Source organism: Lysobacter solisilvae (assembly GCF_016613535.2).
GTDB classification, from domain to species: domain Bacteria; phylum Pseudomonadota; class Gammaproteobacteria; order Xanthomonadales; family Xanthomonadaceae; genus Agrilutibacter; species Agrilutibacter solisilvae.
Window position 1 is genome coordinate 339,190 of sequence record NZ_CP071518.1, and the last position, 24,908, is coordinate 364,097.

General features: G+C 69.8%; 23 protein-coding genes and 1 pseudogene. 9 read left to right on the forward strand and 15 right to left on the reverse strand.

Annotation, left to right across the window (positions count from 1 at the left end; genetic code table 11):
• Window positions 1-222 precede the first annotated feature (222 nt).
• The 8 genes and pseudogenes from I8J32_RS01510 to I8J32_RS01545 all read right to left on the reverse strand — a co-directional run bounded on the left by I8J32_RS01510 (window position 223) and on the right by I8J32_RS01545 (window position 9,286).
• Window positions 223-468 (reverse strand): type B 50S ribosomal protein L31, encoded by a 246-nt coding sequence (locus I8J32_RS01510; protein ID WP_200614355.1) that lies wholly within the window; start codon window positions 466-468, stop codon window positions 223-225.
• Window positions 469-537: 69 nt separating this feature from the next.
• Window positions 538-1,473 (reverse strand): nucleoside hydrolase, encoded by a 936-nt coding sequence (locus I8J32_RS01515; protein ID WP_200614357.1) that lies wholly within the window; start codon window positions 1,471-1,473, stop codon window positions 538-540.
• A gap of 7 nt (window positions 1,474-1,480) precedes the next feature.
• Window positions 1,481-2,077: a DUF4166 domain-containing protein gene (locus tag I8J32_RS01520; RefSeq protein WP_200614359.1), complete on the reverse strand. Its 597-nt coding sequence runs from the start codon at window positions 2,075-2,077 to the stop codon at window positions 1,481-1,483.
• 3 nt (window positions 2,078-2,080) lie between these two features.
• Window positions 2,081-4,216, reverse strand: a pseudogene (gene recG / locus I8J32_RS01525) (ATP-dependent DNA helicase RecG).
• Between the two features lie 108 nt (window positions 4,217-4,324).
• On the reverse strand, window positions 4,325-5,176 hold the full coding sequence (locus I8J32_RS01530) for a TonB-dependent receptor domain-containing protein (protein ID WP_207526722.1): 852 nt from the start codon (window positions 5,174-5,176) through the stop codon (window positions 4,325-4,327).
• 76 nt (window positions 5,177-5,252) lie between these two features.
• Window positions 5,253-6,788 (reverse strand): TonB-dependent receptor, encoded by a 1,536-nt coding sequence (locus tag I8J32_RS01535; protein ID WP_207526723.1) that lies wholly within the window; start codon window positions 6,786-6,788, stop codon window positions 5,253-5,255.
• Window positions 6,789-6,833: 45 nt separating this feature from the next.
• On the reverse strand, window positions 6,834-8,051 hold the full coding sequence (locus tag I8J32_RS01540) for an SO2930 family diheme c-type cytochrome (RefSeq protein ID WP_200614365.1): 1,218 nt from the start codon (window positions 8,049-8,051) through the stop codon (window positions 6,834-6,836).
• The gene (locus I8J32_RS01545; protein WP_245156385.1) at window positions 8,048-9,286 is read right to left on the reverse strand and encodes a parallel beta-helix domain-containing protein; all 1,239 of its coding nucleotides are present in this window, start codon (window positions 9,284-9,286) and stop codon (window positions 8,048-8,050) included. Before I8J32_RS01545 ends, I8J32_RS01540 begins: the two co-directional genes overlap by 4 nt.
• Before the next feature lie 116 nt (window positions 9,287-9,402).
• Here I8J32_RS01545 and I8J32_RS01550 point away from each other — a divergent pair, with 116 nt between their 5' ends.
• Window positions 9,403-10,509 (forward strand): AraC family transcriptional regulator, encoded by a 1,107-nt coding sequence (locus I8J32_RS01550; RefSeq protein ID WP_200614368.1) that lies wholly within the window; start codon window positions 9,403-9,405, stop codon window positions 10,507-10,509.
• 63 nt (window positions 10,510-10,572) lie between these two features.
• Here I8J32_RS01550 and I8J32_RS01555 read toward each other — a convergent pair whose 3' ends face one another.
• From I8J32_RS01555 to I8J32_RS01575, 5 genes are all read right to left on the reverse strand, one after another.
• Window positions 10,573-10,956, reverse strand: coding sequence for a RidA family protein (locus I8J32_RS01555; protein WP_200614370.1), 384 nt, complete (start codon window positions 10,954-10,956; stop codon window positions 10,573-10,575).
• A gap of 83 nt (window positions 10,957-11,039) precedes the next feature.
• Window positions 11,040-13,220: a RelA/SpoT family protein gene (locus I8J32_RS01560; protein WP_200614371.1), complete on the reverse strand. Its 2,181-nt coding sequence runs from the start codon at window positions 13,218-13,220 to the stop codon at window positions 11,040-11,042.
• 341 nt (window positions 13,221-13,561) lie between these two features.
• A complete protein-coding gene (gene rpoZ, locus I8J32_RS01565; RefSeq protein ID WP_200614372.1) occupies window positions 13,562-13,861 on the reverse strand; it encodes a DNA-directed RNA polymerase subunit omega in 300 nt (99 codons plus the stop codon).
• A 219-nt stretch (window positions 13,862-14,080) separates the two neighbouring features.
• Window positions 14,081-14,698 (reverse strand): guanylate kinase, encoded by a 618-nt coding sequence (gmk, locus tag I8J32_RS01570; RefSeq protein ID WP_200614373.1) that lies wholly within the window; start codon window positions 14,696-14,698, stop codon window positions 14,081-14,083.
• Between the two features lie 128 nt (window positions 14,699-14,826).
• Window positions 14,827-15,687 carry a YicC/YloC family endoribonuclease gene (locus I8J32_RS01575; RefSeq protein ID WP_207526724.1) on the reverse strand — a complete coding sequence of 287 codons (861 nt, stop codon included), beginning with the start codon at window positions 15,685-15,687 and terminating at the stop codon, window positions 14,827-14,829.
• A 120-nt stretch (window positions 15,688-15,807) separates the two neighbouring features.
• Here I8J32_RS01575 and rph point away from each other — a divergent pair, with 120 nt between their 5' ends.
• The 8 genes from rph to pepQ all read left to right on the forward strand — a co-directional run bounded on the left by rph (window position 15,808) and on the right by pepQ (window position 23,714).
• Window positions 15,808-16,536 (forward strand): ribonuclease PH, encoded by a 729-nt coding sequence (gene rph / locus I8J32_RS01580; protein ID WP_200614375.1) that lies wholly within the window; start codon window positions 15,808-15,810, stop codon window positions 16,534-16,536.
• Between the two features lie 133 nt (window positions 16,537-16,669).
• Window positions 16,670-17,062 (forward strand): VOC family protein, encoded by a 393-nt coding sequence (locus I8J32_RS01585; protein ID WP_200614376.1) that lies wholly within the window; start codon window positions 16,670-16,672, stop codon window positions 17,060-17,062.
• Between the two features lie 2 nt (window positions 17,063-17,064).
• The gene (gene rdgB, locus I8J32_RS01590; RefSeq protein ID WP_200614377.1) at window positions 17,065-17,661 is read left to right on the forward strand and encodes an RdgB/HAM1 family non-canonical purine NTP pyrophosphatase; all 597 of its coding nucleotides are present in this window, start codon (window positions 17,065-17,067) and stop codon (window positions 17,659-17,661) included.
• A gap of 1 nt (window position 17,662) precedes the next feature.
• A complete protein-coding gene (locus tag I8J32_RS01595; RefSeq protein ID WP_200614378.1) occupies window positions 17,663-17,968 on the forward strand; it encodes an antibiotic biosynthesis monooxygenase family protein in 306 nt (101 codons plus the stop codon).
• Window positions 17,969-18,078: 110 nt separating this feature from the next.
• Window positions 18,079-19,191, forward strand: coding sequence for a radical SAM family heme chaperone HemW (gene hemW / locus I8J32_RS01600; protein ID WP_245156467.1), 1,113 nt, complete (start codon window positions 18,079-18,081; stop codon window positions 19,189-19,191).
• Between the two features lie 211 nt (window positions 19,192-19,402).
• Complete coding sequence (locus I8J32_RS01605; protein WP_200614381.1) at window positions 19,403-21,859, forward strand: DUF1631 family protein; 2,457 nt, start codon at window positions 19,403-19,405, stop codon at window positions 21,857-21,859.
• Entirely contained in the window at window positions 21,856-22,212 is a 357-nt protein-coding gene (locus I8J32_RS01610) for a PilZ domain-containing protein (protein ID WP_200614383.1), read from the forward strand. The genes I8J32_RS01605 and I8J32_RS01610 overlap by 4 nt, the downstream gene beginning before the upstream one ends.
• Before the next feature lie 143 nt (window positions 22,213-22,355).
• Window positions 22,356-23,714, forward strand: a complete 1,359-nt coding sequence (pepQ, locus tag I8J32_RS01615) for a Xaa-Pro dipeptidase (RefSeq protein ID WP_200614384.1) — start codon at window positions 22,356-22,358, stop codon at window positions 23,712-23,714.
• 59 nt (window positions 23,715-23,773) lie between these two features.
• Here pepQ and I8J32_RS01620 read toward each other — a convergent pair whose 3' ends face one another.
• Complete coding sequence (locus tag I8J32_RS01620) at window positions 23,774-24,211, reverse strand: hypothetical protein (protein ID WP_207526726.1); 438 nt, start codon at window positions 24,209-24,211, stop codon at window positions 23,774-23,776.
• Window positions 24,212-24,395: 184 nt separating this feature from the next.
• Window positions 24,396-24,833: a hypothetical protein gene (locus tag I8J32_RS01625; protein WP_200614388.1), complete on the reverse strand. Its 438-nt coding sequence runs from the start codon at window positions 24,831-24,833 to the stop codon at window positions 24,396-24,398.
• Window positions 24,834-24,908 lie beyond the last annotated feature (75 nt).

The following is a 24,908-nucleotide window of genomic DNA, read 5'->3' on the forward strand; positions in this document are numbered from 1 at the left end:
ACCGCATCCCGTGTCGCTGCGTAATGGCGAGGGGGCGGCCAGGGTGCCGCGGTCTGCCGGGTGGGCGGCCCGATGGCCGTACCGGCACGCAAACGACAACGGCCGCCTGACGGCAGCCGTTGAGGACCATCCGAACCGGAGCGCGCGGGTCGCGAAGGCGACTCGGTGCGGACGGCCGTGGATGGCGTGGGCGATCCGCGCGGATGCGCGGACCGACCGGGATCACTTCTGGGAGTAGCGCTTGCGGAACTTGTCCACGCGGCCGCCGGTATCCATGATCTTGTGCTTGCCCGTGTAGAACGGGTGCGACGCGGACGAGATGTCCAGCTTGATCAGCGGGTATTCGTTGCCGTCTTCCCACTTGATCGATTCCTTGCTGCCAAGGGTCGAGCGGGTGAGGAACGCGAACTCGGTGGTCACGTCCTGGAAAACGACTTCGCGGTATTCGGGATGGATGCCGGCTTTCATGGCAACGCACCAATTCGTTCGGGAAAGCGGAGCAGTATAGCGGCCCCTTCCGGCGGGGGCAAGTCGAATTCAAGCCGCCGTCAGGGCCGCCTGGATGAGGGCCTCGAACCGGGCCTGGTCGTAGCGCATCAGGATGCGGACGTGGTCCGGCCGACCCTCCTCGCGCCGCCAGTCGACCACGGTCGCGCCGCGGGCATGCCGGCCCTGCAGTTCCACGGCCAGGGCCCGCTCTTCGACCTCCAGCGCCGCTTGGGGGTCCAGCGCATACGCCATGGCCAGGCCGTCGGCCGATTGCCAGTGCGAACCGCGCCGCTCGCCGGCCCAGGCCCGCGTCTGGCGGGAAATGGCTTCGTAGAAGCGCGCCCGGGGCGCGTCGGCGGCCAGCCAGGCGTTGACGTGCGTGTGCGCCAGGCCGTGGGCGAGCGTGGCTTCCCAGTCGCACAGGTCGATCATCGGGAAGGCCTCGAACACAAGGTGGGCGGCCTCCGGATCGAAGGCGATGTTGAACTCGGCGGCCGCCGTGATGTTGCCGTGGGCGGTAACCGCGCCGCCCATCACCACGCAGCGCGCCACGCGCGAGGGCAGCGTCGGATCCAGCTTGAGCGCGAGCGCAAGATTCGTCAGCGGACCCAGCGCCACCAGCAGCAGTCGCCCGGCATGCTCGTGCGAGAGCCGCAGGATGGCCAGTGCGGCGTGTTCGGCCTCGGCCTGGCGGGTGGCCGGTTCATAACCCGTGTCGCCGAACCCGTCGCGGCCGTGCACGTAGGCGGCGTCGCGCGCCGGATGCAGCAGGGGCGCGGCGCAGCCGGCGAACACCGGCGTGTCCACGCCCGCGACCTCGCACAGCTTGAGCGCGTTGGCGACGGTGTGGACCAGACCCACGTTGCCCGCGGCGATCGTCAGCCCGACCACTTCGTGGCGCGGGTCGTTGAAGGCCATGAGCAGGGCCAGCGCGTCGTCCACGCCAGGGTCGGTATCGATCAGCAGCGGGATGCGGGGATTCATGCCGCCATTATGCCGCCGCGACGCCATTGGACGCGGCGGCCGCGCCAACGCGATGCAGGACGCCCTCATAGCGCAGGAGCGTGCCCAGCCCCGGCCAGGCGACGCCGACCTCGAAGCAATAGCGGCCACTGGAATCGATGCGCTTGCATGCGCGCATGCGCGGACGCAGCAGCGCGGGCAACGGCAGCGGCCCGATCCGGGCAGCTTGAAGCTGCCAACACCATCCGCCCCCTGCCTGGATCGACACCGCCAGTTGCAGACGGATGGCACCGGTCTGCTCGATCCAGTGCCCACCGGGAAAATGGCCGACCGGAAGGAACACTGAGCACCGCTCGCTGCCATCGTCGAACGCACGTCCCCAGCGCATGCCGTCGGGCCCGTGGCTCACCCGCACGCGCATTGTGGCCTCGCGGCGATCCAGTGGGAGGCCCAGCCCGCGCGCGAGACGACGCCCGAACAGCCCGGCCAGGCCGCGGCCCAGGGTGATGCGCGCGGGGCCCTCGAGACACCCGCCTTCGCGATGCAGCGCCCGCAGCGCCGGATGCAGGCGGCCCAGATCCGGGCCGAACCAGGCGGCGGCGCTCGTGACCGGCCGGACGGCCATCGGTCAGGCCGACGCGTAGCGCGCGGCGCCACCGACCCAGCGCGCGACGATGCGCTCGGCCAGTACGGGCGCCTGCTCGAGCAGGCGCGCACCGACCTCGTGCACCAGCGGGAGCAGGTCGGCGTCGCGGGCGAGGTCGGCCACGCGGAACCCGGCCAGGCCAGTCTGCCGCGTGCCCAGCAGTTCACCAGGGACCGCGCAGTTCCAGGTCCTTTTCCGCGATGACGAAACCATCGTTGGTCTCGCGCATCGTTTCCAGCCGCTCCCGCGCCAGCTGCGACAAGGGCGACTGATACAGCAGCACGCAGCTGGAAGCCGCACTGCCCCGCCCCACCCGGCCCCGCAGCTGGTGCAGCTGCGCCAGCCCCAGCCGCTCGGCGTTCTCGATGATCATCAGCGATGCGTTGGGCACGTCGACGCCGACCTCGATCACGGTCGTGGCCACCAGCAGGTCGATCGCGCCGTCCTTGAAGGCGCGCATGGTGGACTGCTTCTCCGCGCCCTTCATGCGGCCATGGACGAGGCCGACTCGCACACCGGCCAGCTGCCGGGACAGGTCCTCGAACGTGGTCTGCGCCGCCTGCGCCACGACTTCGTCGGAGTCGTCGATCAGCGTGCACACCCAGTAGGCCTGCCGCCCCTGGGCGCAGGCCTCGCGGATGCGCTCGACCAGTTCCGGGCGCCGCTGGCCGCTCAACGCGACGGTGTGGACCGGGGTACGGCCCGGCGGCAGCTCGTCGATGGCCGAAACGTCGAGGTCGGCATAGGCGGCCATCGCCAGGGTGCGGGGGGATCGGTGTGGCCGTCATCACCAGCTGGTGCGGCACGACCGCCGCCGCGCCCACCGTTCCACCGGCGCCCTTGTCGCGCAGCGCGAGCCGCTGGTGCACGCCGAAGCGGTGCTGTTCGTCGACGATGGCCAGGGCGAGATCATTGAAGGCCACGCCTTTCTGCATGAGCGCGTGCGTGCCGACGACCACCTGGGCCTCGCCGCTGGCGACCGCTTCAAGCGCGCGAGTTCGGGCCTTGCCGGTCACCTTGCCCGCGAGCCAGGCGACGCGCACGTCCAGCGGTTCCAGCCAGACGCGCAGGTTGTTGAGGTGCTGCTCGGCGAGCAGTTCGGTCGGCGCCATCAGCGCCGCCTGCCGGCCCGCGTCGACGGCGTGCATTGCGGCCAGGGCGGCGACGACGGTCTTGCCGCTGCCCACGTCGCCCTGCACCAGCCGCAGCATCGGCGAGGGCCGCGCCAGGGTCCGCACGGATCTGCTCGTACACGCGCTGCTGCGCGCCGGTGAGCGCGAACGGCAACGCCCGGCGCAGGCGGGCGGCGAGCGCGGTGGCCGGCAGTGCGTGCGCGGCATGCGCCTGCTGGGCCAGCCGCTGCCGGCGCAGGCTCAGGTGATGGGCCAGCAGTTCCTCCAGCGCCAGTCGCCGCTGCGCGGGGTGGCGACCGGCCAGCAGCGCGGCAATGTCGTCGCCGGCCTGCGGACGATGCACCGTCAGCAGCGCCTGGCGCAGCAGTGGCAGGCGCAATGATTCGCGCAGTTCCGCCGGCAGCAGCTCCAGCACGTCGTCGCCGGGCAGCCGGTCCAGGGCCAGGCCGATCAGCCGTCGCAGTGAAGCCGGGCCGACGCCTTCGACCGCCGGGTAGACCGGGTCCAGCGCCTCGCCCAGTCCCTCCGCGGCCGCGTCATCGAGGATGCGGTAGCTGGGGTGCACGATCTCCAGGCCATGCTGCCCGGGCCGCGGCGTGCCGTAGCAGCGCACACGGGCGCCCGGCGTGAACTGCGCCACCTGCGTGGCGCGGAAATGGAAGAAGCGCAGCACCACGGTGGCGTGCGAATCGTCGCCGACCGCCACGCGCAGCATCGGGCGATACCGGAAGCCCCGTTCGACGGCTTCCACGCGCCCCTCCACCTGTGCCGCCACGCCCGGCTGCAGCAGGCGGATCGGCGTCAGGCTGGTGCGGTCCTCGTACTGGCGGGGCAGATGCAGCCACAGATCCTGCAACGTCGACAGGCCGCGTGCGGCCAGCTTCTCGGCCACGCTCGGACCGACGCCACGCAGGGTGCTGATGGCTTGCTGGTTGAGGTCGACGGCGGGGCGCGGCGCCGTTCCGCCGCGCGTTGGGTTCGGCATCGGCACAGGATGCCGGGAATGCGCGCCGAGCAAAACCCCAGGGCGCAGGCAGATTGCGGAAAGAGCGGGGCGGTGCCGAGGGAGGGGTGTCCCGGCACCGCCGCCGCGTCAGTACTGCACGGTGACTTCGAAGCCGTAGGTGCGCGGCTCGGTCACGCCGGCCCCGACCACGCCCAGCACGTCCTTGCCGTAGGTGTTCAGGCTCGTGACATAGCGGTTGTCGAACACGTTGTTGCCGTACACGGCCCAGCCCCAATGCCCGCGCGGCGAGGTCCAGCCCAGGCGCACGTCGGTGCGCTGCTGCGACTCGCCGATGTCCAGGGCTTCGTTGACGCCGCAGTTGCCCTGCAGGTTCGAGCCCTCGTTGCAGCGCTGCTCGCCGCGGTAGGCATGGCGCGCGGCCAGGCGCAGGTCGCCGTGGTTGCCCAGGTCGAACACGTAGCTGGCGCCGAGCGAGGCAGTCAGCTTCGGCTCGCCGGTGGGCTCGCCGGCGAGGTCGAGTCCTTCCTGGGTTACGTAGTTCTTGTAGGTGGAATCGATCCACTCCATCTGGAAATCGAAGCCAAAGGCGTCGGTCACCTGCCAGCGGGTGTCGAAGTCCACGCCCCAGGCTTCCAGGTCGCTGGTGTCGATCACGAAGCGCGGGATGTCGCTGGGGTTGGTCGGATCCGGATCGATCAGCACCACGGCCTGGCGGTTGTCGTAGTTGTAGTAGAACACCGACGCGTTGTAGGACAGCCGGTTGTCGAAGGCCTGCTTGATGCCGGTTTCGAAGTTCCACACGTCCTCGTTGTCGAAGGCCGGCCCGATCTGCAGCGCGTTGTAGCCGCCGGCCTTGTAGCCCTTGGCCAGCGAGGCGAACACCATGGCGTCGTCGCTGAGGTGGTAGTCGACGACGAAGCGCGGGCTGAAGTCGCTCCAGCTGGCGCTGTCGCGCACCATCACGCCCTTGTTGGCCATCGCCGGCGGATCGATGAAGGCGACGTCGAAGGTCAGCGCGTCGCGGGTGAGCGGAATGCCGTTGGCGTTGAGCAGGTCAAAGAACCCGATCGCGTCCCAGGAGTGCCAGCTGCGCGTCCAGTCCGTCGGCGGTTCGGTGGTCGTTGAGCCAGCTGAAGTCCTTCTGGTCGTGTGTGTAGCGCATGCCGACGGTGAAGTTAAGCCTGTCGGTGGCGTGCCAGATGACGTCGCCGAAGGCGGCGTACGCGGTCGTTTCCAGGGTGTTCTGGAACTGCTCGTTCCAGCTCTGCCCCATCAGGTTCACCGGGATGCCGAACATCTGCGCCAGCCCGCTGGTGAGGCCGAACAGCCCCTCGGGAGGCGCCAAGCCCATGTTCCGGGCGATGTTGTCGACCGTGTCGGTGTTGGTGTTGACCTCGCTGGTCTGCTCGGCCTCTTCGTTGAAGTAGCTCACGCCCGCCACCCAGTCGAAGCGCTCGGTCGCGCCGGCGAACTTGAACTCCTGGTAGAAGCTCTCGTTGCTCTCGGTGTTGGTCGAGTCGATGTACAGGTCGAAGCGGTTCGTGCCGTCTTCCTCCACCTGGTTGAGCGAGTCGTACTGGCGCCAGGACGTCGTCGACGTCATCGTGCTCCAGCCGAAGCTGTGGTCCAGGATCAGCGACACGCCGTCGAAGGTGCGCCATTCGGCGCTGACGTCCGTGTCGCTGAAGGTCTGCAGGTGACGCGGATCCTGGTAGGCATCCTCGTCGGCCGGCGCCTGCGGAATGCCCGGAAAGGCGGGCAGCGGCACGACACCGGTGGTGGGGCGGCCGTTCTGGTCCAGGCTCTCGTGGTCCCAGCTCAGGTAGGCGGTGGTGTTGTCGCCCGCGCGCACCTGCCAGGCCGCGCGCGTGGCCCAGTTGTCCTCGCCGCCCAGGTCCTCGCCGGTGACGCCGTCCTCGATCCAGCCGTCGCTGTGGTTGACCAGCGCGTTGAGGCGGAAGGCGGAGTTGTCACCGGTGGGGATGTTCCACATCGCCTCGGCGTAGGTCTTGCCGTAATTGCCCACGCGCAGCCTGGCGCGCGCCTCGGTCTCGTTCTGCGGCCGGCGGGTGATCAGCGAGATCGCGCCCGCGGCGGTGTTGCGCCCGAACAGCGTGCCCTGCGGCCCCTTCAGCACCTCGATGCGCTCCACGTCCACGAACGGCAGCAGCACGCCACCGCCGCGGCCGCCATACACGCCATCGACGAAGATGCCCACGGCCGGATCGGTGCCGATGCCGAAATCATCGGTCTCGATGCCGCGCAGCTTGAACGAGGGCTGCGTGGGCTGCACCGAGCTGACCGCCAGGCCGGGGACGAAGCTGTCGATGTCGCCGAGGTCCTCGGCGGCGATGTCGTTGAGCATGCGGGCGTCGACCACCTGCAACGCGATCGGCACGTCCTGCACTTCCTGCTCGCGGCTCTGCGCGGTGACGGTGACGGTGTCGAGATCGGTGGCGGTGCGTTCGACCGCTCCCGCCCCTGGCGTCGGCGCCTGCTGGGCCAAAGCGCGCGGCGCCAGGCCAAGCGACGCACATCCGAACAACGCGTAGGCCAGCGAAAGCGCGAGCCGGTTCTTGCATGGCGACATCGGATTATCCCCCCAGGACGTCCATTGAGTTGTTGGTTCTTTTTATTACGGACGCAGCGCGGTATTGACCGGCCGCGACGCCCCCGCATCGCCCGCGCCGCTGCACTGGCCGACCCAGTCGCGGATCCAGTCGCGGACCAGCGCCACGCCTTCCTCGTCGACGGTGGCGCGGCCGACCTCGGGCATCATCGCGCCCGGGTCGAGACTGTCCATGCGATAGACCAGGATCGAGTCTTCCGGCTTTCCCGGCACGATGTCGAACGTGTGATCGCCGGTGCCCTGGCCGGCCGCGATCGGCGGCTTGCATCGACCCAGGCGGATCGGGTCCTGCGTGCCTGCATCGAGCCACAGCCCGGAGGTATCGGCCGGACCGCGCGGACTGTGGCAATGACCGCAGTTCACGTCGAGGTAGGCGCGCGCCCGGTCCGCTAGCGGCGCGGCCGCATCATCCAGCCGCGCATTGCGCGCGATGCCCGACGCCGGCAGGCCGTCGAGGCGTCCCAGCGCCGCCATCCTCGTCAACTGGTTATCGCCCGGATGCCAGGGATCGTCGCGATTGAGGTGCCGGGCGCGCGGCCCGATCGGCTGGATCGCGCGGGTGCTGTTGTCGGTGGCGTGGCAGCCGGCGCACTGGTTCGCATCCGGCACCTGGTAGTCGAACCGGTGGGCGGGACGACCGTCGGCCACGCGCATCTCCAGCGGCACGCTGTCGCCTGCGCGCGCAAGCACCGCGTCGGTCTGCTCCGCGTTCCACACATAGGGCAAGGCAACCCAGCCATCCTGGCGCCGCACCAGCAAGCGTGTTTCGATCAGTCGCATGCGCGTGAGATCGAGCCCGTCGCGGCTTTCTCCCGGCTGCGTGGGCGCACGCAGTACCGCATCGCTGTCCCCGGCGGCGCGCGGGTAGTAGAAGGTCTTGCTGATGATGGTGCCGACCGGGAAGTCGAAGGCCTCCGTCGCGTCGTACTTCGCCTTCGTGCCCGGCGGCATCCAGATCGTGCGCAGCTTGTGCGCGTAGTCGCTGAACAACGCGGTGTTGAGCGCGTAGGGCTCCACCCCGGCGTTGAGGCGCAGGTGCCCGCCATCGGCGACCAGCACGTGCCAGTCGCTCAACCGGGCCGGCTGCCCCTGCGCGTGGAAGCTCACCGGCGCCGGCGACGGGGCCGAAGCCTTGCCGCAGCCGACGATCGGCAGGACGAGCGCCGACAGCGTGATCAACGTCGCGGCGCGCACGGCCACGCCGGAAAGCACAGACCACTTCATGCTGCGGGCGCCACCTTCGCAGTGGCCGCCACGCCGGTCGTGGGGAGGCTCACCTGCGGCAGCCGCGGCAGGCTGCAGCGCATGGCATCGCCGGCCATGCTCGGGCTCTTGTACTTGTTCGGCCCATCGGCGTTGAGCACGCCGGATGCGCCCTCCACGCAGATCTGCGGGCCCTGGCTGCGCTTGGCGTTGGCGAACCCATCCCACAGCACGTCGGGCAGACGGCCCGACAGGCCGAACATCGCCACCCGCAGCGCCTTCAGGTCCAGGCCGTCGGGGGAGTCGCCCCCGCCCTGGAAGCGGTTGCCATGCACGTAGACCTCCTCCGGGTACGGGTCGTAGTCCTTGGACACGCCGTACTTGTTCATGTACCCGGTCGACCAGTAGCTGGAGATGATCACGTTGGCGGTCTTGTTGTCGCCGATGTCGTTGTCGAAGATCTCGACCTTGTCCGCCGAGTTGAGCACGATGCCCGACCCCGCCGGCACGCTCGCCACCGCGGCGCCCTTGCGGGCGAAGTTGTCGGTGTTGTTGCCGACCACGCGGTTGCCGAACACGCGCGTGCTGTGGCCGCGGCGCGGCAGGTTGGGCATGTCGAAGACCAGGATGCCGCCGGTGTTGTCGATGGCGGTATTGCCATAGACGTCGGCGAACTTGCTGTTCTCGATCTCGATGCCGGCCACGTTTCGTTCGGCGCGGTTGCGACGGACGATGATGGTCTCGGACTGGCCGACGTAGACGCCGGCGTCCGAAGCGCCGATAACCACGCAGTCCTCGATCAGCACGTTCTTCGTCTGCACCGGGTACAGACCATAGGCGCCGTTGTCGGTGTGGGGGCCGCGGGTCCATTCCACGCGCACGCCGCGGATGGTGATGTTCTCGCCTTCGTTGACCTTGAGGCCGTCACCCTTGCTGTCCTCGATGGCGAGGTTCTCGATGGTGAAATCGCTGGCGTTGACCAGCAGCCCCTCGGCGCCGCTCTTCTGGTTCCTGAAGCTGAGCACCGTCTTGTCCATGCCGGCGCCGCGCAGGGTCACGCCGTCCACGCGCAGGCTCAGGCTGCGGTCGAAGGCGAACGTGCCGGCCGGGATGTCGATGACGTCGCCCGGCTTGGCGTCGAGCAGGCGCTCGATCAGCACCTTCTGGTAGTCGCGGTCGACCGCCACGGGCGCGGCCTTCTGCTGGCAGCCCGCCAGCGCCGCCGCGCACGCCAGGACCGCACTTGTCCATGCCATCGACCGCATCCGCATGCTCCCGCCCCCGAAAGTGATGCGCCAGTCTGTGACCAGCGGACCGTGCGGTGGAGGGCAAAGCCGGCATACTGAGGGGGGCAAAACGGACAACCACCACCATGGAGCATCCGGACACGGCGCCGCTCGACGCCGGCTTCGACGAGCTGCAGGCCGTCGGCAGCGATCCGCGCCTGAGCGCAGCCAGCATCAAGAGCACGATCGTCGCCGGCCTGATGGCGATGGCCCGCGAACAGGGCCAGCCGTGCGAGCCGTGGTTCGCCGGGTCACGGCTGAGCCCGACCCAGTTCGAGGGCGGCCCGGCCGAATCCCTGCCCTGCCTTTCCTACCGCCAGGCCAGCCAGATCATCCGCCGCGCACTGCGCAGCCTGCCCGGACAAGGCCATGGCCTGGCGCTGGGGGCGCGCCAGGACATCGGCAGCTTTGGCCTGCTCGGGCTGGCGATGCTGACCGCGCCGGATTTCGAACAGGCACTGCGCCTGGCCATCCGCTATGCGCCGATCACCGGCGCGATGGTCGAGCTGTCGGTCGAGGATGTGCCCGAAGGCCTGGCCGTGGTGGCCACCACGCGCGACCACGACCGCGAGCTGGAGCCGTTCCTGTGCGAGGAATTGTTCGTCAGCTCGCTCGGGCTGTGCCGCGGCCTGCTCGGCCCGGGATTCCGTCCGCGCGTGCTCGAACTGGCCTACCCGCCCCCGGAATACGCCGACCGGTACGCGGCCGCGTTCGAATGCGAGGTGCGCTTCCACGGCCGCGGCCACCGCGTCGTGATCGATCGCGCGTGGCTGTCCACGCCGATGCCCGCACACAACGCGGCGACCGCGCGCCAGGTCCTGGCGCTGTGCGATGGCCAGATGCCCAGCGCCGGCGCCCACAGCGAAATCGCGGTACTTGTCGAGCGCCTGCTCCGCACCCGCCTCGCCGACAACCCGCGACTGGTGGACATCGCCGCCGAGCTGCACCTGACCGAGCGCACCCTGCGCCGCCAGCTGCAGGCGGCGCAGACCAGTTTCACCGCCATCCACGACCGCGTGCGCAGCGAGTCGGCGCGCCGCCTGCTGGGCGAGGCGCGCCTGAACATCGCCCAGGTCGGTGTGGCGGTCGGCTTCCGGGATGCACGCGAGTTCCGGCGTGCGTTCAAACGCTGGACCGGCGTGGCGCCGCAGTCCCTGCGGCGGACCGCGCGGGCAGCACCGGCTGGCGGCTAGTCGGTCGCAGCAGCCGCCGGCCACGCGGGTGCGCGGGCGGGCGTGGGCAGGTGACGCCGGCGATCAGTCGAGGACCATCACCGCATCGACCTCGAACTGCGCGCCACGCGGCAGGCCGGCCACCTCGACGGTGGAACGCGCGGGGTATGGCGCTTCGAAGTATTCGGCCATCACCGCATTGACCGCGGCAAAGTCGCCCAGGTCGGTCAGGTACAGGCCCAGTCGCGCGATCTGGCCCAGCGAGCCATCGGCGGCTTCGCAGACCGCCCGCAGGTTGTCGAAGGCGCGGCGCGCCTGCGTGCTGATGTCGCCCTGCACCAGCAGCCCGCTGTCGGGATCCAGCGGGATCTGTCCCGACAGATACACCGTGTCGCCGACACGCACGGCCTGGGAGTACGGGCCGATGGCGGCCGGAGCGCGGTCGGTGTGGATGATGTCGCGGGACATGGGAGCGGGCCGGAAAGGGTGAGGCGGGCATAGTGGAGCGGGAACGGGGACCTTGGGAAGACCCGCGCGCCCGGTCGTCCCGCTCAGATGCGCGCCACGCCCAGCACCACCTTCAGGCGCCGCACGCGGCGCATCACCTCGGCCAGGTGCTTGCGGTCGCGGACTTCGATCTGGAAACGGATCGCGGAAATATTGGTGTCGCGTTCGATGTATTCCAGTCGGTCGATGTTCGACTCGGCCTCGGCGATCGCGGCGGCGACCTGCGCCAGCGCGCCGGGCCGGTTGTCCAGTTCGATGCGCATGGCGGTGGGGAAATCGCCGGTGACCTTGCGGTCCCAGCCGATCGCCACCCAGCGATCCGGGGACTTGCGGTATTCGGCCAGGTTCGGGCAGTCCAGCCGGTGCACCACGATGCCCTTGCCGGTGGTGTGGTACCCCATGATGTCGTCGCCGGGGATCGGCAGGCAGCATTGGGCGAAGCTGATCACGCCGCGCTCGGCGCCGGTGATCAGGATGTTCTCCTCGCTGCGCGGGATCGGTTCGACCACGCGCGCGGTTTTCTGCCGGGCGGCCTTCTCGCGCACGAGGGCCTGGGCGACCTGGGCCGGCATGCGGTTGCCCAGGGCGATGTCGGCCAGCAACGCCTCCAGGCGCGGATAGCGGTGCTCGTGCAGGAACGCGTCCACGCGCTGGGCCGGCACCCGCTCGAGCGAGGTGGCCTGCGCCTCCAGCGCGCGATCGAGCATCCGGTGGCCCAGCTGCACCGCGTCCTCATGCTCGAGCTGCTTGAGCTGCTGGCGGATCGAGGTGCGCGCCTTGCCCGAGACCACGAACTCCAGCCACTGCGGCTTGGGCGCCGACGACCGCGCGGTGATGATCTCCACCCGCTGTCCGCTGGCCAGCTTGTTGCGCAGCGGCACCAGCTTGCCGTCCACGCGCGCGGCCACGGCATGGTTGCCCACGTCGGTGTGCACGGCGTAGGCGAAGTCCAGCGCGGTCGCGTTGCGCGGCAGCGCGAGGATGTCGCCCTTGGGCGTGAACAGGTAGACCTCGTCCGGGAACAGGTCGACCTTGACGTTCTCGAGGAACTCCAGCGAAGAGCCCGTGGCGCGCTGGGATTCGACCAGGTTGTTGATCCAGCCCTGCGCGCGGCTCTGCGCGCCCGAGGTATTGCCGCCGTGCTTGTACGACCAGTGCGCCGCGATGCCCTTCTCGGCGATCAGGTCCATGTCCTCGGTGCGGATCTGCACCTCGATCGGCGAGCCGTACGGACCGAACAGCACCGTGTGCAGCGACTGGTAGCCGTTTGCCTTGGGGATGGCGATGAAATCGCGGAAGCGCGCGTCGAGCGGCTTGTACGCGGCGTGCACGACGCCCAGCGCGTGGTAGCAGTCGGCCACCGTGCCCACCACGATCCGGAAGCCGAACACGTCCATCACCTGGGTGAAGCTTTTGTGCTCGGCGTGCATCTTGCTGTAGATGCTCCAGGGCGATTTCACCCGGCTCACCAGGCGGTGCTGAAGTTTCTCCTTGGCCAGCTTCTGCGCCAGCTGCGCCTCGATCTGGACCATCGATTCGCGCCGCATCACCGGCTGGGTGCGGATGCGTTTTTCCAGCACGGCGTGGCGCCAGGGGTGCAGGGCGCGGAAACCCAGGTCCTGCAGCTCGGCCTTGATCAGGTTCATGCCCAGGCGCTGGGCGATGGGCGCGTAGATCTCCAGCGTCTCGGTGGCGATGCGGCGCCGCGCCTCGGTGCTCTGCGCGCCCAGGGTGCGCATGTTGTGCAGGCGGTCGGCCAGCTTGATCAGGATCACGCGCAGGTCGCGCGACATCGCCAGCAGCATCTTGCGGAAGCTTTCGGCGTTGGCTTCCTGGCGGTCGCGGAACTGCAGCTTGTCCAGCTTGGTCACGCCGTCGACCAGCTCGGTCACCGTCGCGCCGAAACCGGTGGTGATGGCCTCCGGTGTGAGGGGCGTGTCTTCCAGCGTGTCATGCAGGATCGCCGCGACCAGGGTCTCCACATCCAGCCCCTGGTCGGCCAGCACCTTGGCCACGGCCACCGGGTGGGTGATGTACGGCTCGCCCGACTTGCGGGTCTGGCCGGCATGGGCCGCCGCGCCGATGGCCCAGGCCCGGTGCAGTTGCTCGCGCTGCGCCAGCGGCAGGTAATGGGCCGCCTGCTCCAGCTCGCGCACATAGTCCGGCGGCGCGTCGTCGGACGCACCGGGCAGTGGCGATGCCAGCACCGTCTCGGAAGGGGTCATGACCTGAATATACGGGCCGCGGCGGCTGACGCAATGCCGCGACCTCACCCAATCAGCCCTCGCCCGCGTGAACGGGTGGGCCATCCCCCGTCAGGACGTGGTGTCGACCAGGTGTCGACGTGGCGGGGTGCAACGCCGCCGACGCTTGCATTGGCCTTGCCGGTGCTGGATCCGTTCACGATTCAGGCTCGCGTGCGGCACGGCCCACGGGACGCGCGGCCGGGGGCGACCCGCGATCAAGTTCGGCCCTGCGGGTCATTCCCGACGCCGTCCGTCCCAAACGACACGACCCCGCCGGAGCGGGGTCGTGAAAACGTGCGATGCGGTGACCGATCCCGGGATCAGTCGTCGCCCTTCGACATGTCGTCGTCGGCGACCACTTCGGCCGCGGCCCATTCCAGGGCTTCGCGTTCCTTGCGCTCGCGCTCGGCCTTCTCGACGGCGTCGATGTAGTCGGTGTCGAGGCGACGGGAGGCGATTTCGCGCAGGGCCAGCACGGTCGGCTTGTCCTGGGCCTCGCTGTTGTCGAGCAGCGGCTCGACGCCGTTGGCGAGCTGGCGCGCGCGCTTGGCAGCCATCATGACGAGTTCGAAGCGGTTATCGACCACTTCCAGGCAATCTTCTACGGTGATGCGGGCCATGGGACTCCCGGGCGGCGCGAGGGCCGTCCATGCAGGCTTTTGAGGGGGGAGGGATTGTAGGCGGCCGGGCGGCTCCGGCGCAACTGTCGCCTTATGAATCAGCGATTTAGCTCGCTCCATGGCCTGAAAACAGGGCCGGGCGGGGCCTCGGCCGCCCCGGCGAGCCCGTCATCGGGCCCCAGGGGCCGGCTCCGCGCCTGCCCCGCGCGGCCGCGGACCCTACTCGTCCGCCAGCAGCTGGGTGATCAGCCGCGAATGCCGCGCGACCTGGGCTTCGCGCCGCAGGCGGCTGGTGGTGAAGATCGCGCACATCTCGTCCACCGCCACGGCAAAGTTCTCGTTGACGATGACGTAATCGAATTCGATGTAGTGGGACATCTCCTCGCGCGCGGCCGCCAGGCGCTGGGCGATGACCTCCTCGCTGTCCTGCCCGCGCCCGCGCATGCGGTGCTCCAGCGCCTGGCGCGACGGCGGCAGGATGAAGACGCTGACCGCGTCGGGCACCTTGTCGCGCACCTGGCGCGCGCCCTGCCAGTCGATTTCCAGCAGCACGTCCATCCCCGAGGCCAGCTGCGGCTCGACCGACTGCCGGGCCGTGCCCTTCCAGTCGCCATGCACGAGCGCGTTCTCGAAGAAGTCGCCCGCCTCGACCATGCGCTCGAATTCCGGCGCGCTGACGAAGTGGTAATGCTCGGCATGCCGCTCGCCCGGTCGCGGCGCGCGCGAGGTGAACGAGATCGACAGGCAGATGTTCGGATCGCGCGCCAGCACGGCGTTGACGATGCTGGACTTGCCGGCACCGGAGGGCGCCGCGACGATGTAGAGGGTTCCGCGCATGGGGGCAGGAGTGAGTGATCAGGAGTGAGAAGTGAGTGAAGGCCGTGCGTAAACCGGGTGCGGAGGAGGGCCAGGTGGAAGGACGAGGCTTTGCACTCGTTTCTCACTCCTGATCACTCACTCCCGCCCTACTCGATGTTTTGGATCTGTTCGCGCACCTGGTCGATCAGGACCTTCAGTTCGACCGCCGCCGCCGAACTGCGCGCATCGACCGACTTGGAACCCAGGGTGTTGGCCTCGCGATTGAATTCCTGCAGCAGGAAGTCCAGACGGCGGCCCACCGCTTCCTTCAGCTTGAGCACCCGGCGCGCCTCGGTGATGTGGGAGGTGAGCCGGTCGAGCTCTTCCTCCACGTCCAGCTTCTGCAGCCACAACACCAGTTCCTGCTCCAGCCTTCCCGGTTCCAGCGGCTGCGACAGCTCGCCCAGCCGCGTTTCCATCTTCAGGCGCTGCCCGGTACGGATCTGCGGCATCAGCGCGCGCACTTCCAGGGTGATGCGATCGATGCCGTCCACCCGCTCGGAGATCACGGCCGCGAGCTTGCCACCCTCGCGCTCACGCGCGATCACGAACTCGTCGAGCACCTCGTCCAGCAGCGACAGGGCCTGCTCCTGGAGCAATGCCGTATCGGCGGCGGGCGCCTGCAGCACGCCGGGGAACTGCAGCAACTGGGTGAAATCGGTATGCAGGCCGGGGAAACGCGCGGTCAGGTCGATGGCCAGGTCGCTCAGTTCCCGCAGCCGGGCCGGATCCACCTTGAGGCCCGCGCCGCCTTCGGGGGCACGCAGGCGCAGGGTAAGGTCGAGCTTGCCGCGCGAGATGCGTGCGGCCACGCGTTCACGCAGCGCGGGCTCCAGCGCGCGCAGTTCGTCGTGCAGGCGCACGCCCACTTCCAGGAAACGGTGATTGACCGAGCGCAGTTCGCAGCCGAGGGTGCCCCACGGGGTGGTCCGCTCCCCGCTGGCAAAGGCGGTCATGCTGCGAATCATGGGGGAGTCCTGCGGCGCGGCCGGTACGGCACGGGCCGCGCAGTATGCCACGCGACCCGGCAGGGGCCCGTCCGGGCCGGGCGCGGGCGGTTAAGGCCGCCGGTAACGTAAAATGCGCCGATGAACGAAATCGCCAGACCCAGCGGCCGGGCCGCCGACCACCTGCGGCCGGTGCGCATCGAACGCGGCTACACACGCCATGCCGAAGGTTCGGTCCTGGTCAGCTTCGGCGAGACACGCGTGCTGTGCACGGCCAGCGTCGACGAACGGGTCCCGAACTTCCTCCGCGGCAAGGGCGAGGGTTGGGTCACCGCCGAGTACGGGATGCTGCCGCGCTCCACCAACACCCGCAACGATCGCGAGGCCGCACGCGGCAAACAGGGCGGACGGACGCTGGAGATCCAGCGCCTGATCGGCCGCGCGCTGCGCGCCTGCGTCGACCGGCGCGCGCTGGGCGAACGCACCGTCACCCTGGATTGCGACGTCCTGCAGGCCGACGGCGGCACCCGCACCGCCGCCATCACCGGCGCCTATGTCGCGCTGGTGGATGCGATGCGCTGGCTGCGCACGCGCCGCCTCATCGCGAACGACCCGATCGTCGGCGCGGTCGCCGCGGTGTCGGTCGGCGTCTATCGCGGCGTGCCCGTGCTGGACCTGGACTACGCCGAGGACAGCGATTGCGACACCGACATGAACGTGGTCATGAATGATGGCGGCGGATTCATCGAGGTGCAGGGCACGGCCGAAGGCCACGCGTTCCGGCGCGAGGAACTCGACGCCCTGCTCGGCCTGGCCGAGTCCGGCATCGCCCAGCTGATCCGGATGCAGCGCGAGGCGCTGGCCGGTTGACGATCCAGGCGTCGGTCATGCGACGGACGCCTTCATTTTCCGGTGCGGCCCCAGGCCCTGCCGGTGTTCACTGCTACCGCCTTGCGCGCCGTTGGGCGCGACGCCCTGGCGTTGATCCTGGAAGAAGACACCGATGACGCAAAACCTGGCCAACATCGCCCTGGTCGTGGGCGATTACGACGAAGCCATCGCCTGGTACACCCAGGTGCTGGGCTTCACCCTGCTGCAGGACACCGACCTGGGCGACGGCAAGCGCTGGGTACGCGTGGCGCCGCCGGGCGCCTCGGGTACGGCGCTGCTGCTCGCGCAGGCCGTCACCGAGGCCCAGCGCACGCGGATCGGCGACCAGGTCGGCGGCCGCGTCGGCTTCTTCCTGCACACCGATGACTTTGCCACCGACCACGCGGCGATGAGCGCGCGCGGCGTGCGCTTCGCCGAGGATCCGCGCGAGGAGAGCTACGGCACCGTCGCGGTGTTCGTGGACCTGTACGGCAACCGTTGGGACCTGGTCCAACTCAAGGGCTGAGCATGAAACTGGTCGTGGCCAGCTCCAACCCCGGCAAGCTCGCCGAGTTCCGCGAGCTGCTGGCACAGGCCGGCATCGGCCTGGTGACGCAGGGCGAGCTGGGCGTTCCCGACGCGGAGGAAACGGGGCTTACCTTTGTCGAGAACGCGCTGCTCAAGGCACGCAACGCCGCGCGACTGACCGGCCTGCCCGCGCTGGGCGACGATTCGGGGCTGTGCGTGGACGCGCTGGGCGGCGCCCCGGGCCTGTATTCGGCCCGTTACGCCGGCGCGCATGGCGACGCGCAGGCCAACATCGCCAAGCTGCTGGAAGCGATGAAGGACGTTCCCATGGAACGCCGCGGCGCGCACTTCTACGCGGTGATCGTGCTGCTGCGCCATGCCGACGATCCGCAACCGGTGATCGCCGAAGGCCGGTGGTCCGGACAGATCCTGCATGCGCCGCAGGGCGACGGCGGATTCGGCTACGACCCGGTGTTCCTGGATCCGGACAACCGGATCTCGGCCGCGCAGTTCGATCCGGTGATCAAGAACCGGCTCAGCCACCGCGGCCGCGCGCTGGCGAGCCTTCGACAGAAGCTCGACGGCCTGGAGTGGTGAGGTGTACGTGGTGATCTGGGAGTACGAAGTCCGTCCCGACGCGTCGATGCGCTTCGAGGCGATGTACGGCCCGCAGGGCGAGTGGGTCGCGCTGTTCCGCCGGTACCCGGGTTTCATCGCCACCGAACTGTTGCGCGGCGACGGCGATCGTTACCTCAGCATCGACCGCTGGGAGAGCGGGCAGGCATACGAGCGGTTCCAGCGCCAGGCGCAGGAAGACTACGCCCGCCTCGACGCGGCGGGCGACGCGCTGACGCTGGCCGAACGGCGCATCGGCGCCTACACGGGCGCGGGCGACCGCCCATGAGCACGCCCTCGCCCGACCTGCCGATCCATCCGGAGCAACCCTCCCCGCACGGCCATGCCACTCCCGCGCCGCTGCCGCTGAGCCCGCCGCCGCTGTCGCTGTACGTGCACATGCCCTGGTGCGTGCGCAAATGTCCGTACTGCGATTTCAACTCGCATGAAGGCAAGGGTGCGCTGCCATTTGACGCCTATGTCGACGCGCTGCTGGCCGACCTGGACCACGACCTGCCGCTGGCCTCGGGACGCACGGTGCACAGCGTGTTCTTCGGCGGCGGGACCCCGAGCCTGTTCCGGCCCGAGCACGTCGACCGCTTCCTGCAGGGCGCCAGTGCGCGCCTGCGCTTCGCGCCGGGCTGCGAGATCACGCTGGAGACCAATCCCGGCACCGCCGAGCATGGCCGCTTCGAAGGCTATCGCGACGCGGGCGTGAACCGCCTGAGTTTCGGCATCCAGAGTTTCGACGACGGCTGCCTGCAGCGGCTGGGCCGCATCCACGACAGCGGCGAGGCCCGCGCGGCGGTCCGCATGGCGCAGGATGCCGGCCTGTCGAACCTCAACCTGGACCTGATGTACGCCCTGCCGGGCCAGTCGCTGGCGATGGCGCTGGACGACCTGGAGCAGGCCTTCGCACTGGAACCGGCGCACATCAGCCATTACCAGCTCACGCTGGAACCCAACACGGTGTTCGCCGCGCGACCGCCGGCGGGCATTCCCGACGACGACGACAGCTGGGACATGCAGGAGCATTGCCAGCAGCGGCTGGCCGCGCGCGGCTACGCTCAGTACGAGGTCAGTGCCTATGCACGGCCGGGCCGGCAGTGCGCGCACAACCTGAATTACTGGCGCTACGGCGACTACCTGGGCATCGGCGCCGGCGCGCACGGCAAGCTGACGCTGGGGTTCGACCAGGCCATCCTGCGGCGCTGGAAGCTCAAGCACCCCACCGCCTGGATGGCGGCGGCGGGCAGCGCGCAGGCCATTGGTGGCGACGACCGCATCGATGCGGACCGGCGTCCGTTCGAATTCATGCTCAACGCGCTGCGGCTGGCCGAAGGCTTCGACCTGGCGCTGTTCGAGGCCCGCACCGGCCTGCCGCGCGACGCGATCGCAGCCGCGCTGGCCCGGGCGCAGGCCCTGGGCTGGCTGGCCGTGGACGGCGATCACGTACAGCCCACCGAACTGGGGCGACGGTTCAACAACGACGTGGTATCGCTGTTCCTGTAGTGGCCGACAGGCGCGCTCCACGCGGGCACGGACGGCACTGCGAAGGGCCTGCTGGCGCATGGACGCGCTCCTGCGCCGCACGGGCGGATGCCCGCCGCGGCCCGGGCCGGTTACATTAGGGCCGGGCCGGCCCCTGCTGGCAGTTCTGCCGGGGCGTGAATACGATCACGATCATCTCGATCCGGGCGACCCCGGGAAGGCTGGTATGGCGGTGACCTTTGGTTCCCATGTCTCGTCCCCGCGCCAGACGCTGGCTTCGGCGGCACTGCCGCGCCGCGTCCGGCGATCGCTGGAACAGTTGTACGCGCTGGTGTCGGACGAGATGGCCCGCGCCCTGGAGCGCATGCTGGCCGAGTTCGAGCAGCAGTTGTTCCGGCTGGCCGACCAGGCCGCCAACCCCGGCCTCCAGCAGGCCCACTTCGAAACCCTCCGGCTGGTGCGACAGAACCGCGCGGACCTGATCCCGCAGTTCCTCAGCGCGCTGGAGACCTCGCTGGCAACCATCCGCACACCGGTGTCGGCCGAACCGGCCGACAAGGGCCACCTGCACTTCGGCGAACTGCGCCTGGTGGAGGAGCACGAACTGGACGAAGGCAGCGTGCTGCGCGCGGTCGCCGCCCGCCACGAGGCCCGCTCGAGCCTGGCGCTGCACCTGCTGGGCCAGCGCTTCGGCGTGCTGGCAGGCGCGCCCGCATACGACTCCGAACGCCTGCCCGTCGGCCCGCAGCAGCTGGGGCGCATCCTCGGCCAGGCCAGCCACGTGCTGCAGCTGGACCTCCAGCCCCGCCTCGAACTGTTCCGCTGCTTCGACAATTACGCGCTCAACGGCTACACGCAGCTGGTCGAGGCCATGAACGGCACCCTCGCCCGCGAGAACGTGCTGCCCAACCTCGCCTACGTGCCCATCCGCATCCGCCCCACGCTGCAGTCCGAACTGACGGGCGACGCCGGGCGCGAACGACGCGAAAAAGCCTATGGCCCGCCCGAACCGCCGTTGTCGGGATCACGCCCGCACACGGGCTGGTTCGGTGGGTCCGAACCCGATGACATGCCCGGCGACGGCGAGTTTGAAGGCGGCGTCGGGACGGGTCGCGGTCGCGGTGGCAATGGCGGTCCCGGTGGTGGCGGCGGCGGTCCCGGTGGCGGCGGCGGTGGCGGTGGCGGTGGCGGCGGCGGAGGTACCGGCGCTGGCGTCGGCGCCAGCGGCTACGCCGGTCCCACCGCGCAGGACAGCCAGGCCTTCGCCCTGCTGCAGGAAATGCTGGCCTCGCGTCGCGACCTGCTCGGCAAGCTCGGGCCCGGCCGCAAGCGCAAGCCCAGCCCGATCGAACGGGCGCAACTGAGCACCGACGACGTCGAACAGGCGCTTTCGCGACTGCAGTCGATGGGTCGCGACAGTGGCGGCGCCTCCGGCCTGGCGCGCAAGCCGCGCACCGTGCACGACGTGCGCCAGGCGCTGCTGGCCCAGACGCGGCAGTTGCGCGGTGAGGCCGCCGCGCTGTCCAACGACGACAACGACGCCTTCGAACTGCTGTCCATCCTGCTGGCCGAGATCGGGCGCGAGTTGCGCCAGGACGCGCCCAGCAACCGCCTGCTGCACGACCTGGTCGTGCCGCTGCTGCGGCTGGTACTCAAGGACCGCGGCTTCTTCGTCCAGCACCAGCATCCGGCACGCCAGCTGCTCAACGCCGTCGCCGAATCGGGCGCGTCGTGGATGTCGGACGAGGAGCTCGACCCGCAGCTCACCGACCATCTGAAGCATGCCGTCGATGACGTCGTCGCCCACTTCGAGGGCGACACGAATGTCTTCGAGGCGGCCAACAGCCGCATCCAGCAGCACCTGCAGACCATGGCCCGCCGGGCCGAAGTCAGCGAGCGCCGCCATGTCGACGCGGCGCGCGGCAAGGAAAAGCTCGAACTGGCCAAGCGCCGCGCCACGGAAGCCATCGACGAGGCCGGACGCGACCAGAACCTGCCGCGTTTCGTGCGCACGCTGCTGGCCAGCTCGTGGACCGACGTGCTGACCCTCACGCTGCTGCGCAGCGGCGAGGACTCGGAGGACTGGAAGGAACTGGAAGCCGCAACCCGCGCGATCGTCATGGCCACCAGCCTGGACGCCGCCGTGCCTCCGCCGCCGGCACTGGCCGGGCAGATCGAGCGCGCACTGGCGTTCGTGGGCTACCACGACGAGGAAGCGGCCGACATCGCCCGCCGCCTCACCGCCCGGGTCGACGAGGAATCCAACGATCCGGCCTCGCGGACCGAGCTGGCCATGAAGCTCAAGTCGCGTGGCCGCCTGGGCCAGGAGTCCGGGCCGGAGAAATCCGATCTGCCCCCGCGCTCGGGCCCGGAGCAGGCCGCCTACGAATACCTGCGCACCCTGCCCTTCGGTACCTGGTTCGAGTTCGTCACCAACCAGCAGGGCGACGTCGTGCGCCGCCGCTTGTCCTGGTACAGCCCGATGACCGACCACGCCCTGTTCGTGAACCAGCGCGGCCAGCGCGTGGGCGAGCAGTCGCTGGACAGCCTGGCGCGGATGCTCGCGCAGCAGCAGGCCCACGTGGTCACCGCCGATGACAGCAGCCTGGTCGACCGCGCCTGGCACACCGCCCTCGGCGCGCTGCGCAACTTCGCCCGCACCGAGCCGAACGGAGACGCCGACGCATGAAGGAATTCAGAAGGAGCCGGCGGCGCCAGCCCACCGACACCATCCACATCACCGACACGATGACCGAGGCGGTGATCGGTCACCTGGGCAATATTTCCGAGACGGGCATGCTGGTGATGGCCAGTGCCCCGCTCGTGGCCGACGCGCTGTACCAGCTTCGCTTCATCCTCTCCAACGGCGGCGGCGGCCCGCAGTCCAAGGTCCCGCTGGAAGTGGGCGCGCACCTGCTGTGGCGCGACGAAGCCAGCGCGCCGGGCCAGTCCTGGGTCGGTTTCCGGTTCATCACGATGAGCGACGAGCAGATGCAGCACCTGCGTCGCTGGATCGACGCGCCGGGCAGCCAGTACGCCTGACCGGCGCTTTTTTCGCCACGCGCCCGGCACGGCGCAGTGGGCCCACTACGGTGCGACCGACGTGAAGGCACCGCCACGTTGCGCACGGTACCGCTCAGGTGCGCGGGCCTAGAATGGGCCAACCCCACACGGTTGGTCCGCGCATGAATGTCGCCACTGCTCCCGCCTCCCGCAACGCCGTCCCCCTCGCAACCCTCTACGCACAGCACCTGCAGGTCGTCCGCGACCGCGCCGATGCCGCGTTGCAGCGCGGTGGCTACGACCACCTCGTCGTGCCCAGCGGCACCAGCCATTACCAGCTGTTCGACGACCGCGACTATCCCTACGCGGTCAATCCGCAGTTCAAGCACTGGGCGCCGCTCACCCGCAATCCGGGCAGCTGGGTGATCCACACGCCGGGCCAGCGGACGAAGCTGCTGTACCTGCAACCGTTCGACTACTGGCACGCGGTGCCGCAGGCGCCGTCGGGCCACTGGGCCGAACACTTCGACATCGTGGTCATCCGCAAGCCGGACGAGGCCCTGCAGCACCTGCCCCGCGACGCGGCGCGCTGCGCGATCCTGGGCGAACCGCTGAGCGCGCTGGGCGCATTCGTGCCCAACAACCCGCAGGCGGTGGTCGACTACCTGGAATACCACCGCGCGTTCAAGACGCCGTACGAGCTGGCGCTGATGCGCCAGGCCTCGCGCATTGGCGTGCGCGCCCATCGCGCCGCCGAGCGCGCATTCCGCGCCGGCGCGAGCGAGTTCGGCATCCACCTGGTGTACTGCCAGGCCGCGATGCAGGACGCCAACGACCTGCCCTACAACAACATCGTCGCGCTCAACGAGCACGCCGCGATCCTGCACTACCACGATCGCGACCGACTGCCGCCCGCGCAGTCCCGCAGTTTCCTGATCGACGCCGGCGCCAGCCACCTGGGCTACGCCAGCGACATCACCCGCACCTACGCCCAGGACACCTCGGGCGACTTCCAGGCCCTGGTCGACGCGATGGACGCCGCCCAGCAGGCGATGTGCGCGCAGGTCCGTGCCGGCTTCGACTACCGGCAGCTGCACCTGGATGCGCACCTGGCGATCGCGCGCATCCTGCGCGACTTCGACCTGATCAACGTCGCGCCCGACGTGGCGGTGGAGACCGGCGTGAGCAGCGCGTTCTTCCCGCACGGCATCGGCCACGGCATCGGCCTGCAGGTGCATGAGGTGGCCGGTTTCGCGGCCGCCGACCAGGGCGGCGGCACCATCGCCAAGCCGACGGGCCATCCCTACCTGCGCCTGACGCGCGTCCTCGAGCCGGGCATGGTGGTCACCATCGAGCCGGGCCTGTACTTCATCGACATGCTGCTGGACGAACTCAAGGACAAGGGACTGGGCCCGAGCGTCAACTGGGACCGCGTCGCACAGTTGCGGCCCTACGGCGGCATCCGCATCGAAGACGACGTGGTGTGCACCGACGACGCGCCGGAGAACCTCACCCGGGATGCGTTCGCCGCACTGGGCTAGCCGGCACGCGCTGGCCCCCGGGGCCCAGGGCCATCGACGCGCGGGCAGACGCCCGCGCGTCAGCCGCGTCCCAGCGCGCGCCGCGTCGCCAGCGCGATCGGCAAGCCGAACAGGAACAGGTGCGAGGCCAGGTTGGTTCCCGTGGCCAGCGCGGTGAACCGCACCGGGTGCGGGAACGCCGACAGCGGCAGCACGATGAAGTTCATCAACGCGAACATGCCCAGGCCGAAGGCGAGGCCGGCCTCGATCGGGTGCGTGCGCAGCACCGGCAGCCAGCGCCGGGCGACGGTGTAGAACACCGCGGCCGCCGCGAGCGAGATCAGGAAATGCAGGCCCAGGCCGAGCAGCGCGGTGTTCCAGCCGCCGTCGTAGGCGGCGCTGCCGAGCAGGCCGCTGGCCACCAGCTGCAGGAGTTTTTCCGGCGGCATCCCGCGCCAGGCGGCGAAGCTGATGGCGTAGGCGATGTCGAACGTGCCGGCCAGGCCGCCACCGACCAAGGATGGCGAAGGCCGCAGGGTGACGTTGCATGGAGCGCTCTCGCTTCGAATCCGCCGCGAGTGTGCCTGCGCGACGCACGGGCCGTCCTGAGGATGCTTGGCCTGTACGCGGCGTGCCGCGCCGCATGACGACAACGGCCACGCACGATGGAGGATGGATGGACGCGACACGGCGTCCGCGGCCTCAGTTCAGGCGATCGGCGTCGGTGGAAGCGGCCATGGGCTCCGCGCCGGGCGGCGCTTCATCGCGCGAAAGGCGCTCGTCTTCCAGTTGCTGGAGGTACTCCTCCAGCGTGAGTCCGAGGGCGGCCGCTTCGCGTGTGGCCATCGCTTCCAGCGAGGGCGAGAAGGTCAGCGTCACCGGCTGTCCTGCGGCCTCGCGCAGCGCGACCAGGTGGCGCAGCACGGCCAGGGTCAATGCCGCGCTGTCGGTGCGGGCGACGACCTGCCCGCCCACGACGGTCAACCACTGGCCGTCGCGCCAGCCCGCGCCACCGACGGCCGCGCCCTGGGCGTCGGCGAGCTGCGCATGCGGCTGGATCGGCTGGCCGAGGCGACGGATCGGGCGGTCGGGTTCTTTCTTGCGGCGCGCGTCGCGGCGTGCCTTGGACTGTCGGGACATGCTGGAACCTGTAGGTACGCCCCGCTCTGACACGGGGCTGGAAAGCCGGGGCAGCCGCCGCGGGTGGCTCGCCCT

Excerpts from the sequence above, each read along its gene's own strand:
- I8J32_RS01510 (WP_200614355.1), bottom strand. The coding sequence starts at position 468 with ATGAAAGCCGGCATCCATCCCGAATACCGCGAAGTCGTTTTCCAGGAC.
- I8J32_RS01515 (WP_200614357.1), bottom strand. The coding sequence starts at position 1,473 with ATGAATCCCCGCATCCCGCTGCTGATCGATACCGACCCTGGCGTGGAC.
- I8J32_RS01520 (WP_200614359.1), bottom strand. The coding sequence starts at position 2,077 with ATGGCCGTCCGGCCGGTCACGAGCGCCGCCGCCTGGTTCGGCCCGGAT.
- I8J32_RS01530 (WP_207526722.1), bottom strand. The coding sequence starts at position 5,176 with ATGGCCAACAAGGGCGTGATGGTGCGCGACAGCGCCAGCTGGAGCGAC.
- I8J32_RS01535 (WP_207526723.1), bottom strand. The coding sequence starts at position 6,788 with ATGTCGCCATGCAAGAACCGGCTCGCGCTTTCGCTGGCCTACGCGTTG.
- I8J32_RS01540 (WP_200614365.1), bottom strand. The coding sequence starts at position 8,051 with ATGAAGTGGTCTGTGCTTTCCGGCGTGGCCGTGCGCGCCGCGACGTTG.
- I8J32_RS01545 (WP_245156385.1), bottom strand. The coding sequence starts at position 9,286 with ATGGCATGGACAAGTGCGGTCCTGGCGTGCGCGGCGGCGCTGGCGGGC.
- I8J32_RS01550 (WP_200614368.1), top strand. The coding sequence starts at position 9,403 with ATGGAGCATCCGGACACGGCGCCGCTCGACGCCGGCTTCGACGAGCTG.
- I8J32_RS01555 (WP_200614370.1), bottom strand. The coding sequence starts at position 10,956 with ATGTCCCGCGACATCATCCACACCGACCGCGCTCCGGCCGCCATCGGC.
- I8J32_RS01560 (WP_200614371.1), bottom strand. The coding sequence starts at position 13,220 with ATGACCCCTTCCGAGACGGTGCTGGCATCGCCACTGCCCGGTGCGTCC.
- rpoZ (WP_200614372.1), bottom strand. The coding sequence starts at position 13,861 with ATGGCCCGCATCACCGTAGAAGATTGCCTGGAAGTGGTCGATAACCGC.
- gmk (WP_200614373.1), bottom strand. The coding sequence starts at position 14,698 with ATGCGCGGAACCCTCTACATCGTCGCGGCGCCCTCCGGTGCCGGCAAG.
- I8J32_RS01575 (WP_207526724.1), bottom strand. The coding sequence starts at position 15,687 with ATGATTCGCAGCATGACCGCCTTTGCCAGCGGGGAGCGGACCACCCCG.
- rph (WP_200614375.1), top strand. The coding sequence starts at position 15,808 with ATGAACGAAATCGCCAGACCCAGCGGCCGGGCCGCCGACCACCTGCGG.
- I8J32_RS01585 (WP_200614376.1), top strand. The coding sequence starts at position 16,670 with ATGACGCAAAACCTGGCCAACATCGCCCTGGTCGTGGGCGATTACGAC.
- rdgB (WP_200614377.1), top strand. The coding sequence starts at position 17,065 with ATGAAACTGGTCGTGGCCAGCTCCAACCCCGGCAAGCTCGCCGAGTTC.
- hemW (WP_245156467.1), top strand. The coding sequence starts at position 18,079 with ATGCCCTGGTGCGTGCGCAAATGTCCGTACTGCGATTTCAACTCGCAT.
- I8J32_RS01610 (WP_200614383.1), top strand. The coding sequence starts at position 21,856 with ATGAAGGAATTCAGAAGGAGCCGGCGGCGCCAGCCCACCGACACCATC.
- pepQ (WP_200614384.1), top strand. The coding sequence starts at position 22,356 with ATGAATGTCGCCACTGCTCCCGCCTCCCGCAACGCCGTCCCCCTCGCA.
- I8J32_RS01625 (WP_200614388.1), bottom strand. The coding sequence starts at position 24,833 with ATGTCCCGACAGTCCAAGGCACGCCGCGACGCGCGCCGCAAGAAAGAA.